Origin of the sequence: Xenorhabdus aichiensis (assembly GCF_028598775.1) — a bacterium.
GTDB classification, from domain to species: Bacteria; Pseudomonadota; Gammaproteobacteria; order Enterobacterales; family Enterobacteriaceae; genus Xenorhabdus; species Xenorhabdus bovienii.
Window position 1 is genome coordinate 19,885 of record NZ_JAQRFO010000007.1, and the last position, 26,309, is coordinate 46,193.

General features: G+C 43.3%; 20 protein-coding genes and 1 other RNA gene. 8 read left to right on the plus strand and 13 right to left on the minus strand.

Annotated elements, in window-relative coordinates; all coding sequences use genetic code 11:
- The first annotated feature begins 45 nt into the window (after nt 1-45).
- Nucleotides 46-1,746: a YbaL family putative K(+) efflux transporter gene (ybaL, locus tag PSI22_RS04960; RefSeq protein WP_273578826.1), complete on the plus strand. Its 1,701-nt coding sequence runs from the start codon at nt 46-48 to the stop codon at nt 1,744-1,746.
- A gap of 83 nt (nt 1,747-1,829) precedes the next feature.
- Here ybaL and PSI22_RS04965 read toward each other — a convergent pair whose 3' ends face one another.
- The 9 genes from PSI22_RS04965 to apt form a co-directional block, all read right to left on the minus strand.
- Entirely contained in the window at nt 1,830-3,140 is a 1,311-nt protein-coding gene (locus PSI22_RS04965) for an inosine/guanosine kinase (RefSeq protein ID WP_273578827.1), read from the minus strand.
- Between the two features lie 150 nt (nt 3,141-3,290).
- On the minus strand, nt 3,291-4,397 hold the full coding sequence (gene wzz(fepE), locus PSI22_RS04970) for an LPS O-antigen length regulator Wzz(fepE) (RefSeq protein ID WP_273578828.1): 1,107 nt from the start codon (nt 4,395-4,397) through the stop codon (nt 3,291-3,293).
- Between the two features lie 216 nt (nt 4,398-4,613).
- Complete coding sequence (gene hemH, locus PSI22_RS04975) at nt 4,614-5,579, minus strand: ferrochelatase (protein WP_273578829.1); 966 nt, start codon at nt 5,577-5,579, stop codon at nt 4,614-4,616.
- Nucleotides 5,580-5,737: 158 nt separating this feature from the next.
- On the minus strand, nt 5,738-6,382 hold the full coding sequence (gene adk / locus PSI22_RS04980) for an adenylate kinase (RefSeq protein WP_273578830.1): 645 nt from the start codon (nt 6,380-6,382) through the stop codon (nt 5,738-5,740).
- 171 nt (nt 6,383-6,553) lie between these two features.
- The gene (gene htpG / locus PSI22_RS04985; RefSeq protein WP_273578887.1) at nt 6,554-8,431 is read right to left on the minus strand and encodes a molecular chaperone HtpG; all 1,878 of its coding nucleotides are present in this window, start codon (nt 8,429-8,431) and stop codon (nt 6,554-6,556) included.
- 205 nt (nt 8,432-8,636) lie between these two features.
- Complete coding sequence (gene recR, locus PSI22_RS04990) at nt 8,637-9,245, minus strand: recombination mediator RecR (protein ID WP_273578831.1); 609 nt, start codon at nt 9,243-9,245, stop codon at nt 8,637-8,639.
- Nucleotides 9,245-9,574, minus strand: coding sequence for a YbaB/EbfC family nucleoid-associated protein (locus PSI22_RS04995; protein ID WP_273578832.1), 330 nt, complete (start codon nt 9,572-9,574; stop codon nt 9,245-9,247). Before PSI22_RS04995 ends, recR begins: the two co-directional genes overlap by 1 nt.
- A 48-nt stretch (nt 9,575-9,622) precedes the next feature.
- Nucleotides 9,623-11,599 (minus strand): DNA polymerase III subunit gamma/tau, encoded by a 1,977-nt coding sequence (gene dnaX / locus PSI22_RS05000; RefSeq protein WP_273578833.1) that lies wholly within the window; start codon nt 11,597-11,599, stop codon nt 9,623-9,625.
- A gap of 97 nt (nt 11,600-11,696) precedes the next feature.
- Entirely contained in the window at nt 11,697-12,248 is a 552-nt protein-coding gene (gene apt, locus PSI22_RS05005) for an adenine phosphoribosyltransferase (RefSeq protein ID WP_038201134.1), read from the minus strand.
- Nucleotides 12,249-12,454: 206 nt separating this feature from the next.
- Here apt and priC point away from each other — a divergent pair, with 206 nt between their 5' ends.
- Both priC and rsmS read left to right on the plus strand, forming a co-directional pair.
- A complete protein-coding gene (gene priC / locus PSI22_RS05010; RefSeq protein WP_038187629.1) occupies nt 12,455-12,997 on the plus strand; it encodes a primosomal replication protein PriC in 543 nt (180 codons plus the stop codon).
- 21 nt (nt 12,998-13,018) lie between these two features.
- Complete coding sequence (gene rsmS / locus PSI22_RS05015; RefSeq protein WP_071824320.1) at nt 13,019-13,183, plus strand: pleiotropic regulatory protein RsmS; 165 nt, start codon at nt 13,019-13,021, stop codon at nt 13,181-13,183.
- A 34-nt stretch (nt 13,184-13,217) separates the two neighbouring features.
- Here the strand turns inward: rsmS and mscK are convergent, their stop codons facing one another.
- Nucleotides 13,218-16,583, minus strand: a complete 3,366-nt coding sequence (mscK, locus tag PSI22_RS05020; protein ID WP_370689003.1) for a mechanosensitive channel MscK — start codon at nt 16,581-16,583, stop codon at nt 13,218-13,220.
- A 244-nt stretch (nt 16,584-16,827) separates the two neighbouring features.
- A complete protein-coding gene (gene acrR, locus PSI22_RS05025; RefSeq protein ID WP_273578835.1) occupies nt 16,828-17,478 on the minus strand; it encodes a multidrug efflux transporter transcriptional repressor AcrR in 651 nt (216 codons plus the stop codon).
- A gap of 153 nt (nt 17,479-17,631) precedes the next feature.
- Between acrR and PSI22_RS05030 the strand changes: the two genes are divergently transcribed.
- The 4 genes from PSI22_RS05030 to hha all read left to right on the plus strand — a co-directional run bounded on the left by PSI22_RS05030 (nt 17,632) and on the right by hha (nt 23,217).
- Entirely contained in the window at nt 17,632-18,831 is a 1,200-nt protein-coding gene (locus PSI22_RS05030; protein WP_273578836.1) for an efflux RND transporter periplasmic adaptor subunit, read from the plus strand.
- Between the two features lie 15 nt (nt 18,832-18,846).
- Nucleotides 18,847-21,996, plus strand: coding sequence for an efflux RND transporter permease subunit (locus PSI22_RS05035; protein ID WP_038223868.1), 3,150 nt, complete (start codon nt 18,847-18,849; stop codon nt 21,994-21,996).
- A 601-nt stretch (nt 21,997-22,597) separates the two neighbouring features.
- Complete coding sequence (gene tomB, locus PSI22_RS05040) at nt 22,598-22,966, plus strand: Hha toxicity modulator TomB (RefSeq protein WP_038191932.1); 369 nt, start codon at nt 22,598-22,600, stop codon at nt 22,964-22,966.
- 47 nt (nt 22,967-23,013) lie between these two features.
- Entirely contained in the window at nt 23,014-23,217 is a 204-nt protein-coding gene (hha, locus tag PSI22_RS05045; protein ID WP_010845060.1) for a hemolysin expression-modulating protein Hha, read from the plus strand.
- Nucleotides 23,218-23,306: 89 nt separating this feature from the next.
- Here the strand turns inward: hha and ffs are convergent.
- Nucleotides 23,307-23,403: signal recognition particle sRNA small type (gene ffs, locus PSI22_RS05050), an RNA gene on the minus strand.
- Nucleotides 23,404-24,084: 681 nt separating this feature from the next.
- Between ffs and tesB the strand changes: the two genes are divergently transcribed.
- Entirely contained in the window at nt 24,085-24,945 is an 861-nt protein-coding gene (tesB, locus tag PSI22_RS05055) for an acyl-CoA thioesterase II (RefSeq protein ID WP_038221975.1), read from the plus strand.
- Nucleotides 24,946-25,002: 57 nt separating this feature from the next.
- On the opposite strand, the gene amtB is transcribed toward tesB, so the two are convergent.
- The gene (amtB, locus tag PSI22_RS05060) at nt 25,003-26,295 is read right to left on the minus strand and encodes an ammonium transporter AmtB (protein WP_038221977.1); all 1,293 of its coding nucleotides are present in this window, start codon (nt 26,293-26,295) and stop codon (nt 25,003-25,005) included.
- Between the last annotated feature and the right edge of the window lie 14 nt (nt 26,296-26,309).

Here is a 26,309-nt window from a genome sequence, read left to right on the forward strand (position 1 = left end):
CTAACCCTACAATCGATATTATTGCCTAACCCAGAAGGAGCCTTGATGGAGCATTCGACACCTCTTATCACGACCATTGTTGGCGGTTTTGTACTCGCCTATCTGCTTGGCATGCTTGCCCAACGCCTGAAAATCTCACCTCTGGTAGGATACCTTGCGGCAGGTGTACTTGCTGGGCCTTTTACCCCAGGTTTTGTTGCCGATACCTCGCTGGCACCCGAACTTTCAGAAATTGGCGTGATCTTACTGATGTTTGGTGTCGGTCTGCATTTTTCCCTTAAAGATTTGTTAGCCGTCAAATCAATAGCCATTCCAGGTGCCATCGCTCAAATTGCAGTCGCAACCTTATTGGGTGTGGGACTATCAACGCTGCTTGGCTGGGGGCTGTTTAGCGGGATCGTCTTTGGCCTCTGTCTATCCACCGCAAGTACAGTCGTTCTGCTCAGAGCGCTGGAAGAGCGGCAGCTCATTGATAGCCAGCGGGGGCAAATTGCTATTGGTTGGTTGATCGTTGAAGACCTGGCTATGGTACTGGCGCTGGTATTACTGCCCGCAGCCGCAGGTATACTGGATAGTCAGAATGCCAACATCGGTCAATTGCTGTTAGAACTTGCTATGACCATTGGCAAAGTTGTGGCCTTCATTTTATTGATGGTTTTTGTCGGTCGGCGTCTGATCCCCTGGATTTTGGCAAAAACAGCCAGCACAGGTTCCCGCGAGTTATTTACTCTGGCGGTACTCGCCATTGCCTTAGGTGTCGCTTACGGCGCCGTGAAGCTGTTTGATGCCTCATTTGCTCTGGGTGCATTTTTCGCTGGTATGGTACTAAATGAGTCAGAACTGAGCCATCGGGCAGCACAGGATACCTTACCATTAAGAGATGCTTTCGCAGTTCTGTTCTTTGTCTCTGTCGGAATGTTGTTTGACCCAATGGTATTGTTCCAGCAGCCACTTGCTATTCTGGGAACCCTTGTCATTATTATTATTGGCAAATCATTGGCAGCCATGCTTCTGGTCAAAATGTTTGGTCATTCACGACGTACAGCCCTGACGATTTCCGTCAGTCTCGCTCAAATCGGGGAATTTGCCTTTATTCTGGCAGGGCTTGGCGTTACTTTAGGATTGCTGGATGGAGAAGCACGTAACCTTGTGCTGGCCGGTGCCATTGTCTCAATCATGTTGAATCCGATTCTATTCAGTTTGCTGGATCGTTATCTGGAGAAAACAGAAACTATTGAAGAACAATTATTAGAAGAAACGTTGGAAGAAGAAACGCAGATCCCGGTTGATATCTGCGGCCATGCCATTATCGTGGGCTATGGCCGAGTCGGCCGTCTTCTCTGCCAGCGGTTGCAAGAAAGAAATTTCCCGTTGGTTGTCCTTGAAGATACACGTGCCCGATTTGAGGAATTAGGGGAAATGGGCATCAGTGCTGTAATGGGCAATGCTGCCAGCAAAGATATCATGGCTCTGGCACGGCTCGATTGCGCCTGCACGTTATTTCTGACTATCCCCAATGGCTACGAAGCAGGTGAAATAGTTGCGAATGCCAGAGGGATCCGGCCAGATATCAATATCATCGCGCGTGCTCACTATGATGATGAAGTGACCTATATTATGGAACGTGGTACTAACCACATCATTATTGGTGAACATGAAATAGCAAGAGCGATGGCTGATGCACTCTCTACGTATGAGCCAACTTGCCCGATAGAGCCACCACCGTCATTTTCGACAGCAAGTTAGTTATCGATATGGAGTATCCCGCTGATTTCAGGGGGATACTCCAGAACAAACCATACCAACGTTGTTGCATCGTTAACGTAGTATCAGCGTTCCCAGTAAGATTCTTCCAAACTATCTTCTTTCTCTGGCAACCCACGCATCAGGCGAGGTGAGTGCTGGCTCAATACCTGATAACTCACTCTATTCGCGTATTTACATACCTGAGCCAATGACGAGTACGTCAAATAAGAGCGCCTGTGCTTACTGGAGTTGGGAACATTCATTCGGTGATAACTATTGGCTGTAATATCATGTAACAATGCAGATAATGCCCCATCGCCAGCCCCATTAGTATTCATGATTTTTTCAGGCCCCCCCATATAAGGCTCAATATGGGAGTAGACTCGCATTGGGTTCTGGCAATCGGTTTTGCACAGCGCTCGGCTAAATTCATAGCGATTAAATTCAGCAATCGCACCTGGCAATAATGGATGTGAAGTCTGGCGTTTATGTTCTTCTTCAGTATAGCCCGCCATATACAGTCCCGCCGGCCCTGCGGTACATAACACTAAATCCACCCAATTCAAGGCCATGTCTGCTGCCAGCAGAGGATCGCTAAAGCCCGTCAGTTCTTGGGCTTCATCTTCATTCATGGCGACCACAGAAACATTTTCCGCCAAGAAATCGCGCCACCACTGCGGATCATCAGCAATGACGTATTTTGTCCCCAATGTCAGTACAACAGGCACATTATGCTTTTTCGCATATTCGATGGCTTTCATCGTTGCTTCCGGCATCGGATCACCCGATTTGCAACGCACCAGATAGGCGGTAATCACCAGTGCTGATGCTTCCGCAATAATATGTTCAGGGATATTTTCCGGACGGAGTTGGTTCATTAATCCCGGACTGATAGCGAATGTCCTTTCACCGTTTTCAGTCACTAGGGTAAAACAGCGGCCAATTGGGCCATCAACCCCCTGAAGATGATTCAAATCCATGCGGCTGGATGTATTGCAAAGATAACAATATGCATAACTCCCTATCTGGATGTTATTACACATAGTGCCAAGCAATACGGACTTATCGTCAGCTAAAACAGAATAATTATGCAGAGTATTACCGATAGTTCCACCCGCAAATTCGTGACTAATCAAATTATTGTCTGTCAGTTCTTTGTAGAGTGCCTCGGCAACATCATCTTCAATGACGAGTGAATGCCCCTGGCTTAAGTTATAACGCTGGATAAAACTCTCATCAACCTTAGCTTCAATGTCTACCAGTGTTTGATCAATACCAACGATATAGGCTCGGTTATTTTCAGTATCTATCATTTCTTTGATGGGCTGGAGCAGAGGATCTCTCAGGCTGACAGGAAAATAGTGTTTAGATTTACGTTTACCAGGGAATTTCATAATTGATTGATGCTATAGAGCCAAAATATGCGGCATGTTAGCACAATACCGTGGCAAAACAAAAAACGTAGCACCTTAACGAACAACAGCCAATGCTATTGCAGCATTGGCTGTCAAACGTTAACGAGCAAAGCGCTGACGATAAAAGATTTAAGCTTCTTGTTTCTGACGGCTGCGTGCCATATGGCGAACCAGAACAAACATAACAGATAAGATAAAGCCGATAAAACCAGCACCAATCAGAATCAACAGACGTTTAGGTGAATCTTTCGCTGTAGGTTCATAAGGTTGCTGCATATACCTGAATGGCTCGAAATCAATCTTATCAATATTCACTGCTTTTAAATTTTCTATATATAATAGTCTGTTACGAAGATCTGCATCTATCTGGGTCGGATCGGTAATCTCTTCGGTAATCTGTAATTTACGTTGCAGTGCATCCGCACCCAGCGCAATCGAATAATCCGGGTCATCCTTGATCATAGCGCCACCATTGGAAACAGGTTTTTTAACACCCGCAGAGTTAGCAATGGAGATCGCATACTTCAAGCGTTCGATATCAACACCACGCATATTGCGAATACGAGCCAGATCAATATCATACGACTTTTGTGAAAAGACCAGTTTCTGATGCACCATATCATTCAATTCATCTTTCACCTGATCACGAACAACGGAAGAGACAAAATTGATATACCCAGTCAACAAGTTGTAAGAATCTTCCGCAGTACCCGCACTGAAAGAAAGTACACTTTCATCATCTCCTTCATTATCTTTTTTAGGTAAAGAAATGGAGATATTTTTATTTACAACCTGCTCAATCAGCTTTCGTTTTCCCTGTATCGCACCATCATCCATCTTAGCAAGCAACGCCTTGAAGTAGTCAGTGCTGACCAAATAGTCTTCACGCAATACACGCGAATTATAGTTTTCGACAAAACGCTGATATAACGATGCTTCTGTCACTTTCGGATCAAGGCTCAAAACTTGCAAATCCGTTAGTGCATTTTTCAATGGCTGAAATTGTTCCAATGTCGGCTTCACTACGGCTGCTGTACTTGTCCATTTCTGTGGTAAAAATGACGCAATACCGAAGCCAATCACCGCAAAAACAAAGGATATTGCGATAATTAAATATTTTGATCGGAAAATTACGGAGAATAATTCAAACAAATCAATCTCATCTTCCTGCTTAGGATGATAATAGTTTGAATTCTCTTCATAAAAATCGGGGTGTTTAATCGGTTTATTACTCATTATCTCTATGCCCAATCCAAATAATTTTGCTTTTCATTAAGACTCAAGTTGTTTTTCTTACTCATAGTACTCATTGATTTAAAAGTAATACCCTTAAAAATCACACGATCACCAAAACCAAAACATATGCTGATAAATATACCACCAAAATACCTGTAGCTACCAATACTCGCCAGTCAAAATGTAAAATAACATCTCATAACAGGCAATAATCCATTATTTCATGGCGTTATTTACCAATTGTTCAAGCAATGAAATATGTTCCTCATTATCATTAAGTGCAGAAATATATTCGAACTTTTTACCCCCGGCATGCAAGAAAATCGCTTGATTTTGCTGTTGGATTTCTTCCAATGTTTCCAAACAGTCTGATGAAAATCCCGGACACAGTACCTGAACATGTTCCACACCTTGTTCTGGCAATAATGCCATTGTCTTATCCGTATAGGGCGTTAACCACGGCAAACGACCAAAACGAGATTGAAAAGTCATCATAATTTTATCTGCGGGATAGTCCAATGCCTGTATCAAAAGCTCCGTAGTTGCCCTGCAATCCTGCGGATAAATATCCCCTATCGTTGCCAACCGTTCTGGAATACCGTGGTAGGAAAGGAGCAAACGATCAGGCAAACCATGTTTTTCAAAACTTTGCTCGATTGTTGCTTTTAAGGCAGCAATATAAGCAGGGTGTGTAGCATAACTACGGATGAAATGCAGATGGGGTATGGTGCGATATCCCTTCAATATTTTGCTGATGCTATCAAATACCGCGGCCGATGTCGTACTGGAATACTGAGGATAAAGAGGAAGCACAATCAGGTGGTCAATACCTTGTTGCAGCAGATTACCTACAGCTTGAGGCAAGGAAGGGAAACCGTAACTCATTCCCAAAACGACGGGGATATCCGTCAGTCTTTCATTTAGCAATTTCTGCTGGCGCTGACTATAAACCAGCAAAGGTGATCCCTCTTCTGTCCAAATATCTTGGTACAGTTTAGCAACACGAGAAGAACGGAAAGGAAGAATAATGCCGTACAACAGCGGCTTCCAGATAAACGGAGGGATATCCACAACTCTTCGGTCACTCAGAAATTTCGCCAGGTAACGCCTTATTGCTACAGGTGTTGGCTCATCCGGTGTCCCAAGATTCACCAGTAAGACACCATACTTGTTGCTACTCATCCCTCAGTACTCCACTAAAATAACTAATAACCTAGTATAAACATGAGTTATAGTCACATCTAACATTTCATGGAGTGACATTCAAAAAAGTCAGGCGGTTATTAACACCGCCTGCTCTAGCCGTTCAAGATTTAATAATTCAAGAACATACCAAATCATTAGCCCAGAATGCCGACCAATTCTTCGCTGACTTCAGCTACCTGACGTGTACCATCAAGTTTGAAGTACTTTGTGTTCCCTGCCTGAGCTTCGTTCTGATAGTAAGAAACCAAAGGTGCAGTCTGTGCGTGGTATTCAACCAGACGTTTACGCACTGTATCTTCCTGATCATCTTTACGAATACTCAGTTCTTCGCCAGTCACATCATCCCGATTTTCTACTTTGGGCTGATTAAATTTGATGTGATAAACACGACCCGATGGCGTATGTACACGACGGCCAATAATGCGTTCAACGATGATTTCATCAGGAACAGCGAATTCCAGAACATAATCAACCTTGATACCCGCTTCTTTCATCGCATCAGCCTGAGGAATGGTACGTGGGAACCCATCCAACAAGAATCCACTACGGCAGTCATCTTGTTTGATACGCTCTTTGACCAAAGCAATGACCAGTTCATCAGTCACCAGCTTACCGTTGTCCATCAGTTCTTTTGCTTTCAAACCCAACTCGCTGCCTGCTTTTACTGCGGCACGCAACATATCACCTGTCGAAATCTGAGGGATCCCATATTTCTCCATGATAAATTGCGCCTGAGTCCCCTTACCGGCGCCTGGCGCGCCCAGCAAAATAATACGCATCGCGTAAATCCCCTTGCTATTTGCTTTTCGTATTTTAAATAAAACGAACCACCATACCATTTGAATGGGGTATGGCTCAAGAAAACAGGTAAACGTTTTCGTATTGACCTAAAAATAAACCACGCCCAATTTTCCGTTGAAGCGTGGTCTATTGTCATGATTTCAATGATATTAAGCTTTTTCAGCCAATAATAATTGATTCATCCGGCGAATGAATTGGTTTGGATCATCTAATGTGCCGCGTTCAGCAAACAATGCCTGTTCCAGTAACAGTTCTATCCAATCCGCAAACTGGGCTTCATCATGAATATCAGCCGCTTTTTTCACTAGATTGTGCTCTGGGTTCAGTTCAAAGTTATAACTCACTTCTGGCGCAGACTGGCCTGCTGCCGCAAATAGTTTCGCCATTTGGGTGCTCATTTCATTGGCATTCGTTGTCACTATCGCGGGTGTATCAGTCAGTCGGTGGGTCAGCTTAACTTCTTTCACGCGGTCACCAAGCAGCGTTTTCACACGCTCAATAAACGGCTCCAGTTTTTTATCTTCTTCTTCCTGCTCGGCCTTGTTTTCATCAGCCAGTTTGTCAAGAGATTCATCCGTCTTGCTGACAGACTGGAATGACTTGCCATCAAACTCGGTCAGGTAGCTCATCATCCATTCATCGATACGGTCAGACAGCAACAGAACTTCAATGCCTTTCTTGCGGAACAGCTCCAGATGTGGGCTATTTTTCGCTGCGGCATAGCTGTCGGCAGTAATGTAATAAATCTTCTCCTGACCTTCAGTCATGCGGCTGAGGTAATCTTCCAGAGAAACAGTTTGTGCCGAGCCGTCATTATGAGTGGTTGCGAATCGCAGTAATTTAGCGATAGCTTCTTTGTTTGAACCGTCTTCAGCAGGCCCTTCTTTCAGTACCAAGCCAAACTGCTGCCAGAAGGTCTGGTATTTTTCCGCATCGTCTTTTGCCAGTTTATCCAGCATCTGCAATACACGTTTGGTCAACGCATTACGCAAATTGCGGGTAATTGTACTGTCTTGCAGGATTTCACGGGAAACGTTCAGCGGCAAGTCATTGGAATCGATCAGACCACGCATAAAACGCAGATAATTTGGCATGAACTGTTCGGCATCATCCATGATGAATACGCGTTGTACATACAGTTTCAGCCCATGTTTATGTTCACGGTTCCACATATCCCACGGTGCCTGAGCAGGGATATACAACAAGCTGGTGTATTCCTGTTTACCTTCAACGCGATTGTGGCTCCAGCTCAGAGGATCAGCGAAATCATGGGAAATGTGTTTATAAAACTCTTGGTACTCTTCATCACTGATTTCGGCTTTACCACGTGTCCACAGCGCTTGAGCTTTATTGATTTTTTCCCATGTGACGGTATCGTCTTCTTCGTTTTTGGTTTCAATTTCAACTGGCAACGCAATGTGATCAGAATATTTGCCGATGATAGAACGCAGACGCCAGTCGTTAAGGAATTCATCTTCCCCTTCACGCAGATGCAAAGTGATTTCTGTACCACGCTCAGTTTTTTCAAGATCAGCAATGGTGTAATCACCTTCACCTGTTGATTCCCAGAAAACACCTTGATCGGCCGCGGTACCTGCCGCACGGGTACGCACCGTCACTTTATCCGCCACGATAAAGGCAGAGTAAAAACCAACGCCGAATTGCCCAATCAACTGACTGTCTTTTACCTGATCAGAACCAACTGATTCAAGGAATGATTTAGTACCGGATTTTGCAATCGTTCCCAGATTATCAATAACTTCATCACGGGACATGCCGATACCATTATCACTGATAGTGATGGTTTTATGCTCGTTATCAAAAGCAAGACGAACACGTAACTCACCATCATTTTCATACAATTCAGGTTTTGACAATGCACGGAAGCGTAATTTATCCGCAGCATCTGATGCGTTTGAAATCAACTCACGGAGAAAAATTTCTTTATTGGAATAGAGAGAATGGATCATCAACTGCAATAATTGTTTGACTTCAGACTGAAATCCACGGGTTTCCTGACCTTTCATACTCATTTATTACCTCAATCTAAATCCAGTTCAGATATGTAAAATCGGACGATGGTAATCAAATGGGGATAACTCCCAACAATTTCAAGTTAGGGAAATCAGAAGAATATAAAATTGGTTTGATGAATGTACAGATCAGCTGTGGATGGTGGCGTTATCCGCAGCACCATCCATTGGAATTTCCCATTTGAAATTGGGTAATCGATCACAAATCAGTGATTCTTTGGCGACCCGCAAGTGAATGGGACAGCGTTGTGCCATCCACCATTTCAAGTTCACCCCCCACGGGAACACCATGAGCAATACGACTGGCTATCACACCATACTGCGAACACATTTCCGCGATATAGTTTGCCGTTGCCTCTCCTTCAACAGTCGGGTTGGTTGCCAGAATGATTTCTGACAGCGTTTCGGAAGATAGCCGTTCTTCCAAACGATCCAAACCAATATCCATTGGCCCGATACCATCCAGCGGCGATAAGTGCCCCATCAGGACAAAATAACGACCGGCAAACTGGCCGGTCTGTTCAATGGCGTGAATATCCGCAGGCGTTTCCACCACACAGATCTGACCATTCTGTTGACGACGGGGATTGCCACAAATCGTGCATTGTTCCTGTTCAGTAAATGTCCGACAGCCCTGACAGTGACCAATTTCAGACATAGCACGAGTCAATGCCTGAGCAAGCCTCATGCCACCACTGCGATCCCGTTGCAACAGATGAAATGCCATTCGCTGGGCTGATTTGGGGCCTACGCCGGGTAAACAGCGTAATGACTCCATCAGGGATTCAAGAAGAGGGCTGGTTTGCATCAGAATGGCATCTTAAAGCCAGGCGGTAATTGCATGCCGTTGGAAACACCGGCCATTTTTTCTTTCTGGGTTTCTTCAATGCGACGGGCTGCATCATTGAACGCAGCGGCAATCAGGTCTTCCAGCATATCTTTGTCATCGTCCATCAAGCTTGGATCGATTTCAACACGACGACAGTTGTGTGCCCCATTAATAGTCACTTTCACCAGACCCGCACCAGATTCACCTGTCACTTCCAGATTTGCAATTTCTTCCTGCACTTTCTGCATTTTTTCTTGCATCTGCTGGGCCTGTTTCATCAAATTGCCCAAACCACCTTTACCAAACATAATTATCTCTCTTCGCTATAGCCACAGTTTAAATATACACTGTAGCGGTTAAACAGGCCGGATACTTTCTTCATCCAATTCTGCATCAAACAGCTGCTGAAGTGTTTGAATCGTTCTATCCGAAATAATGGATTGGCGTGCTTGTGCCAATTTTTCTTCATAAATGGCTTGCCGCCACTCCAACGGAGTTTTTACCGCAGGATTATCATCTTCAATAATACGGAGTTCAATCGGTTTTCCATGCAATTCACTTAGGGCTTCGGACAACGTTTGCTGTGCCGATGCTGAATTAAGGTGACGTTGTTTTGAACGCAGATGAAGACAAAGCCGACTTTCATCAATCTGTTCTTTAAACGCATTCAATGCAACCTGCTGAACCAGTTTTGGAATATTCAGTTTATCAATTTCCGCTGACCATGAATCTCTCTGTTTCGATTCAACCGCCAATTTTTCCGCCAGTTCCGGTGTCTTTTCGTGCTCAAGTGCCGCTTTTATCGCTTTTGGAGTCGTGACACAAACCTGCTTTTCCTCAACACTCGTATTCGTTGTCCGCCAGCGGTAAGCTTCTTGCTTTATGGGCATTGGCTCCCGGGCTTTGGGAATATAAGATTGTGGCCGCTGTTCGGCCACGGCTGCTAATCGTTCCAGCGCCGAGCTTGCCGACTTCGCCCTCATAGGCTCTGCCGGCTCAGACTTTTTTGGGGGCGTATTCCCTTGCCGAGTAAGCGAATGCCTCGCTTGCAGCAATTTTGCCGTTGGACTACTGACTACAGGCTCTGTATCCATTGATTGCGGAGAACTGTGTTCAGAACCTTTCTCAGAGCGTTCACCAGCCACATGGTTTTGCACAGGTGAAACCGGATGGCGCTGTGCAGGTGCAGGTATCTGCGGTGCTACCGGGATTTCTCCACCTGACGCTGGCGTTTCTTCAATGATAGTTTTGGGGTGGAACGCCAAAGCGCGTAATAATGCCATTTCAACGCCCATTCGGCGCTCTGGTGCATAAGGGAGATCTTTGCGTCCGACCAGCAATGCCTGATAAAAAAGTTGTAGATCGGCAGGAGAAATTGATCTTGCCAGCAACCGCAAGCGCCCTTCCGTTGAAGAGGGATCACTATCAGGTTGCTGAGGCAACAACTGGAGCATGGCAATGCGATGCAGCAATGACAACATTTCGACCAACAAATGTTCCCAATCCACGCCACGGGATGCGATTTGCTCAACCAGTGCCATAAGCTGCTGCCCATCTGCACGAACCAGCCATTCAATCATTTCTAAAGGCTGATCATTATCCAACGTGCCCAACATCTGGCTAACGATATCGGCGGTCAGTTTACCTCCACCGAGGGCAATCGCCTGATCGGTCAGGCTCAGGGCATCACGCATACTGCCATCCGCAGCACGCGCCAGAAGATGGCGCGCACGGGAGTCGCTCTCTATTTGCTCTGCATTAAGGACATGTTCCAACTGACCACTGATTTGATCGACGTTCAATGCCTTCAGATGGAATTGTAAACAGCGTGAAAGGATCGTCACGGGTAGTTTTTGTGGATCTGTCGTCGCCAGCAAGAATTTCACATGTTCTGGCGGCTCTTCCAATGTCTTGAGTAACGCATTGAAACTATGGCGCGAAAGCATGTGAACTTCGTCAATGAGATAAACTTTGAAACGGCCACGGGCAGGTGCATACTGCACGTTGTCCAGTAATTCACGGGTATCTTCTACTTTTGTTCGAGAGGCGGCATCGATTTCGATCAGATCGACAAAACGCCCCTGCTCAATTTCAAGACAGTTCGCACATTGACCACATGGGGTCTTCGTGATTCCCGTTTCACAGTTCAGCCCCTTTGCCAACAGACGCGCGATGGTGGTTTTTCCCACACCACGGGTGCCAGAAAAAAGATAGGCATGATGAAGGCGCTGGTGCTCAAGACCATTCGCCAGTGCAGTCAGCACATGTTGCTGACCAATCACATCAGAAAATATTTGTGGGCGCCACTTACGGGCGAGTACCTGATAGCTCATGAATACCGAGGAAATTGAACATGACTGTGTATCATGCTAGCACAGCCTCACCATGAACGGCGAGGCTGATGTATCAATTATGCAAAAATGGGAGTAATCAGTGACCAGGGAACTCTATGAGCGTGTAGCTCTCAATACCCTGTTTTTTCAAACGCTCGGTACCGCCTAAATCAGGCAGACCAATGATGAATGCCGCTTCAGAAACCTCTCCACCCAGACGTCGAATCAAACTTACGGTCGCCTCAATGGTACCGCCTGTTGCGAGAAGATCATCAACCACCAGAACCTTATCCCCTTCTTTGATACTGTTTTTATGGATTTCCAAGGTATCAGTACCATATTCCAGATCGTAAGTTTCACTTAACGTCGCGCGAGGTAATTTGCCTTTCTTGCGAACGGGAATGAAACCAACTCCCAGACGTAGTGCAACAGGGGCGCCAAACAAGAAACCACGAGCTTCTGTACCAACGATTTTGGTGATGCCTTTTTCTTGGTAATGTTCTACCAATAGATCAATCGTAGCTTGGTAGGCAACGGGATTATCCAGCAGCGTGGTGATGTCACGAAAAAGTACCCCGACTTTTGGGTAATCAGGGATCGTTTCGATACTATCTTTAATAAATTGCAGTTTTTGCGCATTAGCGGTCATAATCGATGCCAGCCAGTTATAAAAAACGAAAACGCTAAAATCTATTCAAACTATCGGAAAAAAGCAACCGCAAAGCAAATTGCAGCCTGTTTTTGTTGATTTTGGTCAAGCTTGGCACCTATCACATCAAGCATTATTGTTACAAAATAGTTAAGCATGATGAAGTAGGTTTTAACGAAGAGATTATTAACGATAACGGGATGCTGATGAGCATACAAAATTTATTAGGCGCACTTGAAAAACAGATCAGTATGCTGGAAACAGAGCTTGAGTCACTCCCCAAGACACCTTTTTCAATCGCCCGTTTTGATCAAGCATTATTCCACCAACACAGCAACAAACTTGGTGGATATCTTAATGAAATTAAAAAAAATATGTCACAATTAAAGACTTGTGTGAAAGATAATCGTACCGAGCAAGTCAGATTTCTTTCTGAACGTTTAGTGACGCAAATTGAAGCACTGAAACGCGAAATATCAACACAGTCACTGAGAAAGCAAGAAGATAAATTTGAACGTCAGTCACAAGAACGGGATTTTTACCATCGTCTGGCCGAACATCAGGATTATGAGCGCCGTTTAATGGCAATGATAAATGATCGGGAATTACAGTTAAATAAACAAGTGATACTGACAAACCAATATAAACTGCAAAAAGAAATCGCAGCGCTAGCAGGAAGGCTCGCTCGCTGTCGCCAAGCATTGATGCGTATTGAAAGAGCAATAGAGAAGCAAGAAAATTCAGATTAGTCATTAGGGAAATAACCGATTATGGATCTCGAACAAGCACCACCTGAAGTGCAACTCGCAGTAGACCTTATTTATCTACTCGAATGCAATGAAATTTCTCCCGATATCGCATTGGCTGCGTTAGAGATCGTCAAAGACGATTTTCAAGGAAAACTGAAAAAACAGGCTCAGCAGCCTGAGGAATAAGCAGGATTAATGCTTATCCCATCAGACATGTCTTTTAAGGTAAAAGTGGCTGATCGCCAGGAGATACCTTCCCATCTGAATGGTGGTTGCCACCGTTCAATGCCCTCTGCACCTCTTGCAAACTATTGCCTTGCCCATTGTGCAAATACACTTCCAACTGATTGAATGCGATATTGATATCATTTTCCCGACATAGCTTATCAATATTGCGGTTAACTTCATCCACAGTATGGCTACGATCGCCCAACTCTTTCACATATAGCCTCAATTCATGATCCAATGTACTGGCACCAAAACTCATAAAATAAACCTGTGGTATCGGTTCATTCATAACACGAGGATTATCTTTGGCCGCTTTAAGCAGAACTTCTTTTACCTTATCCAGATCAGAGCCATATGCAACGCCAACTTTAATGATAATACGAGTGATAGTGTCAGAAAGTGTCCAGTTGATCAGACGCTCCGTGACAAAAGCACGATTGGGGATAATCACTTCTTTACGGTCAAAATCTGTAATTGTCGTCGCCCTGATGCGGATCTTACTGACTGAGCCAGAATAAGTGCCTATCGTCACAGTATCCCCAATACGAACAGGACGTTCGAACAAAATGATCAAACCTGATACAAAATTGGCAAAAATTTCCTGTAAACCAAAACCTAAACCGACTGAAAGAGCCGCCGCCAGCCACTGTAACTTATTCCACGAAAGCCCCAATGTTCCCAATGCACTGATCCCGCCGACACCAATGATCAGGTAAGTCAGAGTCGTCTTAATCGCGTAAGAGGAACCCTGCTGTAGCTGCAAACGAGACAGTACCAATACTTCCAATAAACCCGGCAAGTTTCTCATCATAACCCATGAAATCACCAGCATTGCCATAGAAAGCCCCAGATCTTTCAAGGTAACCTGTTGCAGGACATTCCCCAGCTCTGTTGTCGTGCTGTACTGCCACAGATTAATCCCATCAAGGTAGGAGAATACTGTCACCAAATCAGACCAAATCCAGTAAAACGCGCCAAAAAAAATCAAAAACAGCACCATCGTGGTCAAACGCAATGATTGCAGGTTAATGCGCTCCAACTCCATTGGCGGTTCTTCCACCACGTCTCCTTCTGCCCCTTCTTTCGCCTGAGCCTGACGACGGGCAATTGCTCGGCGATAGGCAATACGGCGGGCGGCAATTCCCAATCCCCGTAAACAAGCCTGATAACAAATATGCCAGAGGAACAGCAGGTAAAGGCTATAGAGCCAACGTTCAGCCAAACGCAGGGTTGTATAGAAATAACCGGATACCATAAGCACCATCAGAACCAGAGGTGCAAAAGTCAATGTCGTCACCACCATGGTTCGGATCATGTGTGAACTTTTCACACGCCATACCTGACGGCAGAATGGAAAAATAAAAATGAAAACGAAGAGCAGGCAAATTAATACCGTGCACTGACCAATCACATCATCAGACAAACGTAACGGGTGTTTGACCCCTAAGGTTATCCAAAACAGTATCGGCAGCAATACAATCGACAATCGCACAAGATTTTTGCGGAACAGAGTGTAACCCGCTCTGTTCAATGAAAAATGGTGCTCTCCTATTCCATCTTTGGCGAGGATTTGGTAACTACATCTATACATAATCCAGAACAGCGCCAATTGCCGCGAGAAGCTCCATATCAAATCGCCTAAATCATCCCCTGATTTCGAATACCAGTAGCCTATCGCCAAAATCATAAGAGCAAGTGGCAATGTTTTTATCAGTGTCAGAATTAATGCTAATGGAGTGTGCAACTGACTGTCCCGACGCAGTTGCCCCACCTCATCAGAAATTTTCTTCAACTGTTCGTTAATGCCTTTTGTCTGCCAGCGTAAAAACAGGCCGACCAGCAAAAGGGGAATGACAAAATGAATGGAATTCTTTAACCCCGTGGCAAGACCGCTAAGAGTCAAATGAACATTCAGATGGCTCAGTTCTTCCTGAATTAAATCAGGCAAAGATTTCAACCAGGCCAGGTTCATTGGTTTATTGCTATTGACCCAGAAGATCTGTTGGACAAGCGTCTGTTCCAGCGATTGGGTGACATCCAGCAATTGTTGCTGATCCATCTGTAAATTGATGGCATGTGTAATTTGATTTCCCAGCTGGTTATTGAGTTGATTCAAAAGCTCACGGCGAATTTCCAGAATTTGTTCGATAGCATTACGAATTTCAACCACTGCTTCTTTAGATTCATGTTTTATCTCATCTAAATGCAGGTTCAATAACTGATTGGTATAATCATTAAGCTGGTAAAGCTTATCGCGTTGCTGGTTAATTTCAAATTGCTCCAAACGCAGATCAGCAATTTTTATCGGTAAATCCTTTATCAAAACATTTTGCGGCACCTTGAGCTGTTCCTGAAACAGAATGCGCGACAATAATAAACTGCCACGTAATACTTTAACCTGCTCTTTAAGATTACGTTCAGATTGGATAGCTCTATCCAAAAAGTTCTTAACGCGGATGTTTTTCTGTACCAGTTGGTTACTCTCCCGCGTTTCAGCAATCAGCCGCTCACTGAGTTCGCGATTGGTCTGGATTTCATCCTTAACCAACGGGTTAGCCTGAATATGAGAATTAGTATCGTCTGAATTCTGCGCTTCTTTTGCTGTTTCTTCAGAAACAATCAAACGCTTTCCGCTCACTACATTTTGAATAAATTGAACATAACGTTCCAACTGTTCAATTTGGAAAGAAGTGTAATCGCGTTGCTGTTGCAAAAGCGTCTGTAGTTGTGTGTTTGCCTGTAGAGATGCCCTTTGCAACTCATTTTGCTGCATCAGAAAAGATTGTTCTACCCGCAGTAAATCAAGCTGGGAGTAACGTGATTCCGGCTGTTCTGTCAGCTCATTATTGAGTTGATTACGGATTTGCTGCAATCTTTGCACATTGTGGAACAGTAGATTTTGCGCCCGTTCCGGCTGAGTTTGCAGCCCAATTAACTGGCTATTGTAGCTAGCAAGGTTTTCCTGAGCTCGTTGCAAGCTATTCAGTGTGCTGTTCAGTTTGGATTCAAGTTGCTTCAGCGACAACGTTTCCAGCGTTTGTTTATAATCATTCTCATCCTGCTGGGCGTTATTTTTCAGGTTTTCCAATCCGGCCGTGATTTGACGTGATTTCTGCGGAGAATCTTGTAAGTTTTTTTTAAGTAAATCGGAATCCAGCTTAACTTGATCTATTTTGTCAAAGAAATAGAGCGTCTTTTCCAAATCAGCTATCGATGTTTTCTCCTCAACCGTGTGTTCCTTACGCTCTGTCAGGATCTTAAGCTGATTTTGAATATCATTGCGGGTTGGTGTTTCACTGCTAAATGCTGCCATTGCAGGGGAAAAGAAAAACAACAGAAGGAAAAACAGGCTCGCCATGAAAACAAAACGAAAATGTAATGAATCGGGTCTTTTATCGCATAAGACCCACTTATTGAGCAAAATACCCAAGTATCGGTTAAATGGAACCATGAATTCATCTACTCATCATTTGCAGATAATGGAATGATAGTACTGAATATCAGGAGGTTATGACCGAGTTTATGGTTCAGACCTTCCTGATAGTGTCAATTTTAAAATAATAACACTAAGAATAGATTCCATCGACATTTGCTCCTGTGATTTAAAACTTATTTTCCTCGTTGCATCGCAAGTGACGGCTATATTTGAGTGTATCAATGAAACCATCCACCAGATGCGTCGATTGTTCCTGAATATTAAAACTGTCCGGTGCGAATGACCAGTTTTCCAATACTCCTGTCACCAACGCTTTCAGCATGATGGCAGAACGCCTGAGATCAAGATCATGAGGCAATTCTCCCGATTGAATGCAAGCCTCCAAAATATTTTCAATTTTTTTATAATCGGAAATACATAATCCTCTAAGCTTCTCAGCCAATAAAATCATTTCTCCAACAAACTCACATTTATGGAAAAAAATTTCCATCAACAGTCGATTCCTGAAATCATCAATCATCATTTTTAACAGAAAAATCAACAGAGATCTCAATGCAAGGAGTGGATTATTCGGGTATTTTGCTTGATACTCTTTCTCTAACTCGTCGATTTTATTTTCGTGCATTTTACAAACAGCAGAAAGCAGATCGATTTTGTTTTTGAAATGCCAATAAATTGCGCCACGCGTCACACCGGCTGCAATCGCGATATCTGACAATGAAGTAGCAGAAACACCACGTTCAGAAAATACCTTTATCGCGGCTTCTATAATCTGTTGGCGGGTTTCTTTTGCTTGTTGTTTAGTTTTTCGTGCCATTTTCGTGCCATAAACTTTGTTTTTGACTTGAGGCTGATTTACATACATTCATGTATGTTTGTACTATAGCACTCTCAATCAATAAAGTAATAATTTCACTCGTTAGCACTAGCTAGATTTAAAGCGTCTACATTGAAAAATTGAGGTTTACTTATGCGAAAAAACAGAGGGGTTTTGCCTCTGGCCACACTACTGGTACTTTCAGGCAGCTTCATTCTCTCAGGATGTAATGACAACAAAAATTCTCAGCAAGGGGCTGCTGGCGAGCAAGCTTCTGAAGTGGGTATTGTAACGCTGAAAGCAGAACCTCTGACTGTGATCACAGAATTACCTGGGCGGACTTCTGCTTATCGTGTTGCGGAAGTTCGTCCCCAAGTCAGTGGCATCATTCTGAAACGTAACTATAAAGAAGGCAGTGATATTACCGCAGGTGAGTCGTTATACCAGATAGATCCAGCAACCTATCAGGCAGACTACAACAAAGCCTTGGCAAATTTATCCAGGGTACAAGCCAATGAGAAAGTGTCTCGTTCAACCGTTGACCGTTATAAATCATTACTGGGTACACAATATGTGAGTAAGCAGGAATTTGATAAAGCAAATTCTGAGCATGCTCAAGCAGCCGCAGAAGTGCTGTCTACCAAAGCTGCGCTGGAAAGTACCAAAATCAATCTAGCGTATACCAAAGTGACCTCACCTATTTCTGGGCGTGCGGGTAAATCCACTGTCACTGAAGGAGCTTTGGTTTCTGGCGGGCAGCCAACCGCCCTGACAACGGTTCAACAACTGGATCCTATCTATGTTGATATTACCCAGTCAAGCGATGACTATTTACGTCTTAAAAATGAAATAGCCAAAGGAACAGTTCATAAAGAAGGTGGTAAAACCAAAACTCGCCTAATCACTGATACAGGTAAAGAGTACAGTCAGGAAGGCTACCTTGAGTTTTCAGATATCACAGTTGATGAAACAACAGGCTCTATCACTATGCGTGCTGTTTTCCCAAACCCCAATGAAGAGCTGCTTCCTGGCATGTTTGTCCGTACCAAACTGGAAGAAGGCGTGCGACAAAATGCGATTTTGGTTCCTCAGCAAGCAATTACCAGAACACCTCGTGGCCAGGCAACTACGCTGATTGTCGATAAGGATAACAAAGTAGAATTACGCAATATCAATGCTGTTCAGGCAATCGGTAATAAGTGGCTGGTCACAGAAGGTTTGAAAGCCGGAGATAGAGTAATAGTCACAGGATTGCAGAAAATTGCTCCGGGAGTCACCGTTAAACCAACGGAAACTGATCTGGATGCTAAGCTCACAGCCAATCAAACTGAGCCTGCTAAAAAGCCTCAATAAAGGAGTTGGTGATTCATGCCTAAGTTTTTTATAGATCGACCAATCTTTGCGTGGGTAATTGCGATTATCACCATGCTTTCTGGTCTATTGGCGATAATGAAATTACCCGTGGAGCAATACCCTGCAATTGCACCACCTTCTATTTCCATTTCTGCGGTTTATCCAGGAGCTGACGCAACAACGGTACAGAATACGGTAACCCAGGTTATTGAACAGAATATGAACGGCATCGATAATCTGGTATATATGGCTTCCAACAGTGATTCTGCTGGGCGTATGAGTATTACGTTAACTTTTGAAGCGAACACAGATCCAGATATCGCCCAAGTACAGGTACAGAATAAACTGCAATTGGCAATGCCCCTATTGCCTCGGGAAGTTCAACAACAAGGTATTAGTGTTGATAAAACAACCAACTCATTCTTAATGGTGGCAGGTTTCATTTCTGAAGATGGTTCCATGACTCAGGATGATATCGCCGATTATGTTGGAGCCAGTGTCAAAGACCCATTGAGCCGCGTCAGTGGTGTGGGTGAAACGATGTTGTTTGGTAACCAGTATGCTATGCGTATTTGGCTCGATCCTGACAAGCTGCTCAACTATAAAATGACCACACAGGATGTCATCACTGCCATTAAAGCTCAAAACAACCAAGTTGCAGCCGGGCAGTTAGGAGGAACCCCACCTGTTCCTGGACAGCGTTTAAATGCCTCGATTATTGCTCAGACCCGTCTGAACTCTCCTGAAGAATTCAGCAATATTCTGCTGCGCATGAAGCGCGATGGTTCACACATTCGCCTGAAAGATGTCGCTGTCGTTGAACTTGGAGCTGAAAGCTACAGCATCATTGGTCGGTTCAATGGTAACTCAGCAGCAGGGATCGGTATCAAACTGGCTACCGGCGCCAACGCGTTAGATACCTCAAAAGCCGTCAAAAAAGCACTGGCTGAGATGGCACCATTCTTCCCACATGGGTTGACTGTCGTGTATCCGTACGACACTACGCCATTCGTTAAAATTTCTATTTTCGAAGTGGTGAAAACGTTAGCAGAAGCCATCCTGCTGGTGTTTGTCGTCATGTACCTGTTCCTGCAAAACTTCCGCGCCACTTTAATCCCAACTATCGCGGTTCCGGTTGTATTGCTGGGTACATTTGCCATCCTTGCCGCATTTGGTTACTCCATCAATACATTAACCATGTTTGCCATGGTACTTGCCATCGGTCTGCTGGTGGATGATGCCATTGTTGTCGTGGAGAACGTCGAACGCGTCATGCAGGAGGAAGGGTTACCACCAAAAGAAGCCACCAGAAAATCAATGGGACAGATTCAGAGCGCTCTGGTCGGTATCGCGTTGGTACTTTCTGCGGTTTTTGTGCCAATGGCATTCTTCGGTGGAGCAACAGGCGCAATTTATCGTCAGTTCTCGATCACCATTGTCTCAGCGATGGTACTGTCTGTACTGGTGGCGTTAATCTTGACTCCCGCACTGTGTGCCACAATGCTCAAACCCGTTGCTAAAGGTAGCCATGGTATTCAAACGGGTTTCTTTGGCTGGTTTAACCGCCTGTTTGAAAAGAGCACCCACCATTATACCGATAGTGTAGGCCGCATGCTGCGTGGTACTGGACGCTACTTGTTGATCTATATTGTATTGATCGCAGGTATGGCCTTTATGTTTACCCGTATGCCATCTTCCTTCCTGCCAGAAGAAGATCAGGGTGTATTGCTTGCGATGGTTCAGCTACCACCTGGTTCAACTCAGGATCAAACACAAAAAGTATTGGATGAAATCAATGATTACTTCCATACCAAAGAAACGGAAATTGTTAAATCTGTATTCACCATTAACGGTTTTAGTTTCAGTGGCCAGGGGCAGAATTCAGGTTTAGTCTTTGTCAGCTTAAAAGACTGGGATGAGCGCAAAGACTACAAAAACAAGGTGCCAGCCATTGTTGGCCGTGCGAATGCACATTTCTCACAAATCAAGGAAGGTATCGTATTTGCGTTTAATATTCCTTCGATTGTAGAGTTAGGGTCTGCCAGTGGTTTTGACTTCCAGTTGATTGATAAAGGGAACCTTGGGCATGAAGCATTAACCCAAGCACGTAACCAGTTGCTTGGCATGGTTCAAAGCCACCCTGATATGCTCACGAGTGTCCGCCCTAATGGTCAGAATGATACGCCTCAATACCGTATCCATATCGATAAAGAAAAAGCGGAAGCACTGGGCGTTTCCACCGAAAACATCAACTCAACACTAAGTACGATGTTTGGTGGAGCTTATGTCAATGACTTTATTGACCGTGGCCGCGTCAAAAAAGTCTATATTCAGTCTGATGCACTTCACCGTATGTTGCCAGGCGATATCAGTAAGTTATATGTCCGTAACCACCATGGTGAAATGGTTCCATTCTCTGCATTCATAGACATATCCAAAGATCCGTGGGTTTATGGTTCACCGCGTTTGGAACGCTATAACGGTTTGCCATCAATGGAAATCGTGGGTGAAGCTGCTAAAGGGAAAAGTACCGGTGATGCAATGGCTTTCATGGAGCAACTTGCGTCACAACTACCAAGCGGCATTGGCTATGACTGGACTGGCATGTCTTATCAAGAGCGTCTATCCGGCAATCAGGCTCCAGCCCTATATACGCTGTCATTGATTGTCGTGTTCCTCTGTCTGGCAGCTCTGTATGAAAGCTGGTCCATTCCATTCTCTGTCATATTAGTTGTCCCGCTGGGAATTGTTGGTGCATTGCTGGCAACGTCAATTCGTGGATTGGACAATGACGTCTACTTTAAAGTTGGTCTGTTGACAACAATAGGTCTGTCAGCGAAAAACGCCATACTTATCGTAGAATTCGCCAAGGATCTGATAGAGAAAGAAGGCAAAGGGCTGATAGAAGCAACTCTAGATGCTGTCAAAATGCGTTTACGCCCAATTCTGATGACTTCTTTAGCCTTTATGCTTGGAGTTATGCCTCTAGTATTGAGCAATGGTGCTGGCTCTGGTGCACAAAACGCCGTAGGGACAGGCGTATTGGGCGGTATGATTGCAGCTACATCGTTAGCAATCTATTTTGTCCCAGTATTCTTCGTTGTCATCAAACGCCGTTTCAGTAAAAAAAGTGAGGATGTCGAACATATTTCGACCCATCACTAAATTCAAAAATTTAACCAAAGGCCACTGATGTGGCCTTTTAAATGGGCCTAAATCTCTTCAGACAACAAATAATCAATCTCTCAATATCTACAACGACAACCTTATAATCTAATTAAAATAAATACTTATGAAAGATACCCTGCGTTTAAAAGTAATATCTTTCTGTTTTTTATAATAAATAGAAGATAAATTAGTAACTTGCCATATTTTTCTTCTGATTACACCTTTAATGGTAAAAAGTGTTCCATCTTGATGGTGACATATGTAATAATAGCATTATATTGATTTTGAAAGTCGCAATACAATCACCTATAATGATCCCAGTGCTATTGCTACAACGTCTACTATATTAGTATAATCCAATATGTTTAATGACATATGTGAATATCGCTATCCTTTTTAGTAGAGTGCTAGCCTTTTGCCAGAACTAAGTGTAAGTTAGTCATCGTTAAAAACTCACTTGGCAGATGCTAGAAATAGGTCTTTAATATTAATAAATAATAATCATGTTTTGATAGGCCATATTCTAAAAGAATGGCTATAATAATTGTTATGTATAATCCTTAATCCAAATAAGCCGTGCGTTGTTACAGGGGTGATTATGGATGAATATTCACCAAGAAGACATGATATTGTTGAATTAAAATACTTATGTGAAAATTTAATTCACGAGGCATTTTCAGTGCTAAATCGCGCTGATAATCATTGGATTAACGATCTAACTTCCGAAAAAAGCTTAAAACTAAACGAATTGATCGAGCACATTGCAGCGTTCGTCTGGAGTTTTAAAATTAAATACGCAGATAACTACAATCTCAGTACCTTAATTGATGAATATCTGGATGAAACATATAATTTGTTCGGGAGTGATAAGATAAGCTTTTTTGAACTTACAAAATGGCAAAAAACAAACGAACACTTAACTAACATTCTGTTGCATGATTTGAATGCCTGTTTAAGCAAAACCTGATAAATATATTTCTAACTATTTTTTATACCAAATAAGATAAGGCGACCATGACTAAAACTGACTATCTGATGCGTTTGAGAAAATGCACTTCTATTGAAACACTGGAACGTGTAATTGAAAAAAATAAATATGAGCTTTCGGATGATGAACTTGAATTGTTCTACTCCGCTGCTGACCACCGCTTAGCTGAACTCACTATGAATAAGCTTTATGATAAGATCCCATCATCTGTTTGGAAATTTGTCCGCTAAGTTGTCGTGATCAGATAGGAAGTAATTAAAGCCGGTAACCATTATCGGCTCACTATATAAACAGATTATGAATTCAAAACGGGTGAGGGCTCTGCCAGCGACATCCCGGCACACACATCCCCTGCTATGGCTGCTTCTTTCCAGATCTGACCAAGTTAACAAGTTAGCGTTGCGGGAGAACCAACAGAGCCCCCATTGAAATTAGCTTCAAACTTCAAAGCGGTGGGCATTATCTTTCATATATCGCGAAATAGCAAGGCCGCGCCATTCAGATGCTGATTTATTGCCCATATAGATGTAAAAAACATCAAAAATGTCACTGACTAACTAGAATTGACACAAACTCAAAGCCTTTTATTTTCCCACAATCAAATATCTTTTCTAAGTAAAATGTTGTTTTTCTGCTTATCAGTGTTATATTCGATTTCTTCAACCTCGTTAAGAACCCACGACAATCCTGCTACTATGGCAAATCAGACACATAGCATACGAACCATCAATAGGCAAAAATATAAATAAATATACTAAATAATCAAAAGAAATAATTCTTCAATCATATATAAATTTTTATTAAATCTAAAAAACCAACACATATAAATCATAAAGTCGTCCTTCCATGAACCACAAAAACAAAAAATAAGCATAAAAATCAATGACAAAAAACAATAACAATATCATTCGCATTATTTGATAAGCATTGAAAAAATTAATAGTGATAATTCGATTTCACAATAAAAACATAAAGATAAATTTTATTTACAATTCAATCTATTTATTTACTAATAAATGAAAATTTATTATTGTTCCTTAATGTACTGTTGTTGTTTTATACGTTTTTAACCGCTATTACCAAAGCAAAGGCACATTATGAGTCAGGCATTACAAAATTTAATTAACCTGATACATCTAGAAAAAATCGAAGAAGGAATTTACCGAGGACAGAGTGAAGATTTAGGATTTCCTCAAGTTTTCGGCGGACAAGTGATTGGTCAGGCGCTATATGCAGCAAAACAAACTGTTACCGATGATCGAATGCTTAATTCCTTCCACAGCTATTTTCTGCGTCCAGGGGATAGCCATAAACCGATTATTTATGATGTTGAAATATTACGTGATGGGAGAAGTTTCAGCGCTCGCCGAGTCAGTGCAATACAGAATGGTAAGCCTATTTTCTACATGACAGCCTCTTTTCAAACTCCTGAAGAAAGTTTTGAACACCAGTGTTCCATGCCTGAAGTACCTCCTCCTGAAGAGTTAGCATCTCAGCAAGAAATTGCTAAAAATATCTTTCATCTACTCCCCAGTAAGCTAAAAGATGCTTTTTCAGTTCTACCTCCTCTGGAAGTGAAACCTATTAAATTCTATAGTCCTTTCAATAAGTCACCAGAAGAGCCCGTTCGTTATGTCTGGTTCCGCAGTAATGGAAAAATGCCGGAGGATCCGTTCATTCATCATTGCCTACTGGGCTATGCTTCAGACCTTAATTTCCTGCCTACGTCATTACAGCCTCATGGTATTGGGTTCATGGAAAAAGATATTCAGATCGCCACAATTGACCACTCTATGTGGTATCACCGTCCATTCAAAATGGATGACTGGCTACTCTATTCCATAGAAAGCCCATCAGCATCAGGAGCGCGTGGTTTTGTTCGTGGGCATATCTATACCCGTGAAGGAGTACTCATCGCGTCTGCCGTTCAGGAAGGGGTGATCCGCAAACGAAAATAATATTGTGTGCCGTACTATATCTACGGCACACGACAGTTTCAAAAATGGAAGATATGATCAGTTATAAGCACTTTCGCCATGAGAAGTAATATCCAAGCCTTCCCTTTCAGATTCAACGCTAATACGCAACCCAACCACCAGATCAGCAATCTTGAATGACAGATAAGCAGCCACAGCTGACCAGACAATACAAACCAATATACTAATGATCTGCACGCCGATCTGTCTTAGCATTGTCATATCTTCTGGAAATCCAGTGCCCCCTAAAGCGGATGCAGTGAAAATACTCGTTAATAAACACCCAACAATGCCACATACGCCATGTACTCCAAAAACATCACAGACATCATCAACACGTAACCAGCGTTTTAATACCACCACGCCCCATAAACCGGCAACCCCCGCAATCAGTCCAATGATAAGCGCACCACCGATACCAACTGTTGCCGCTGCGGGTGTAATTGCCACCAAACCCGCAATACAACCAGAACATGCTCCCAAAAGAGAAGGCTTATCACGGAATAGCCATTCAGAAAAAACCCATGACAATACCGCGCCTGCTGTTGCCGCCATCGTATTTATAAGGGCTAGTGCTGCGATGGCATTTACAGCACCAGCAGAACCAACATTAAAACCAAACCAGCCAATGTAAAGGATCGCAGTGCCAATAAAAGTCATTGGTAAGTTATGAGGTTTAAAAGCTTCCTTACCAAATCCTGAGCGCCTTCCAAGTAAATAAGCACCGACCAATCCTGCAACCGCTGCGTTAATATGAACGACAGTTCCTCCAGCAAAATCCAATGCACCATCCTGAGCAAGCCAGCCTCCTCCCCACACCATATGCGCCATAGGAATATAGGAAGCTGTCAGCCATAACACACTAAAAATTAACAGTGCAGAAAAACGAACTCTTTCGCATAAAGCCCCGACAACCAAAGCTACGGTGATACAGGCAAATGCCCCCTGAAAAACGACATGAATCAGTTGATAAAAACTGCCATTCAAATCAGTTATCGATATATTTTTCAGCATGACCTGCTCAAACCCACCCCAAAAACGATTACCCGTTCCAAAAGTCATGCTATAACCGTAAACTACCCAAAGTACACAGACTAAGGAAAAGCTAACAATCACCTGTGACATTAATGACAAAACATTCTTACGACGCAGCAATCCCCCATAAAACAGGGCTATGCCAGGTATAGTCATAAAGAGCACAAGTACCGTATTTACCAGCATGAATACAGTATCAGCTTTATCGAAAGTACTTCCCGCAGCAAACGCAAAAGAAGGTGCACTAGCGATAATCCCCGCAATGATGCTGGTTATGGATAAAAGTTGTTTTTTCATTTTCCATCCCCCCA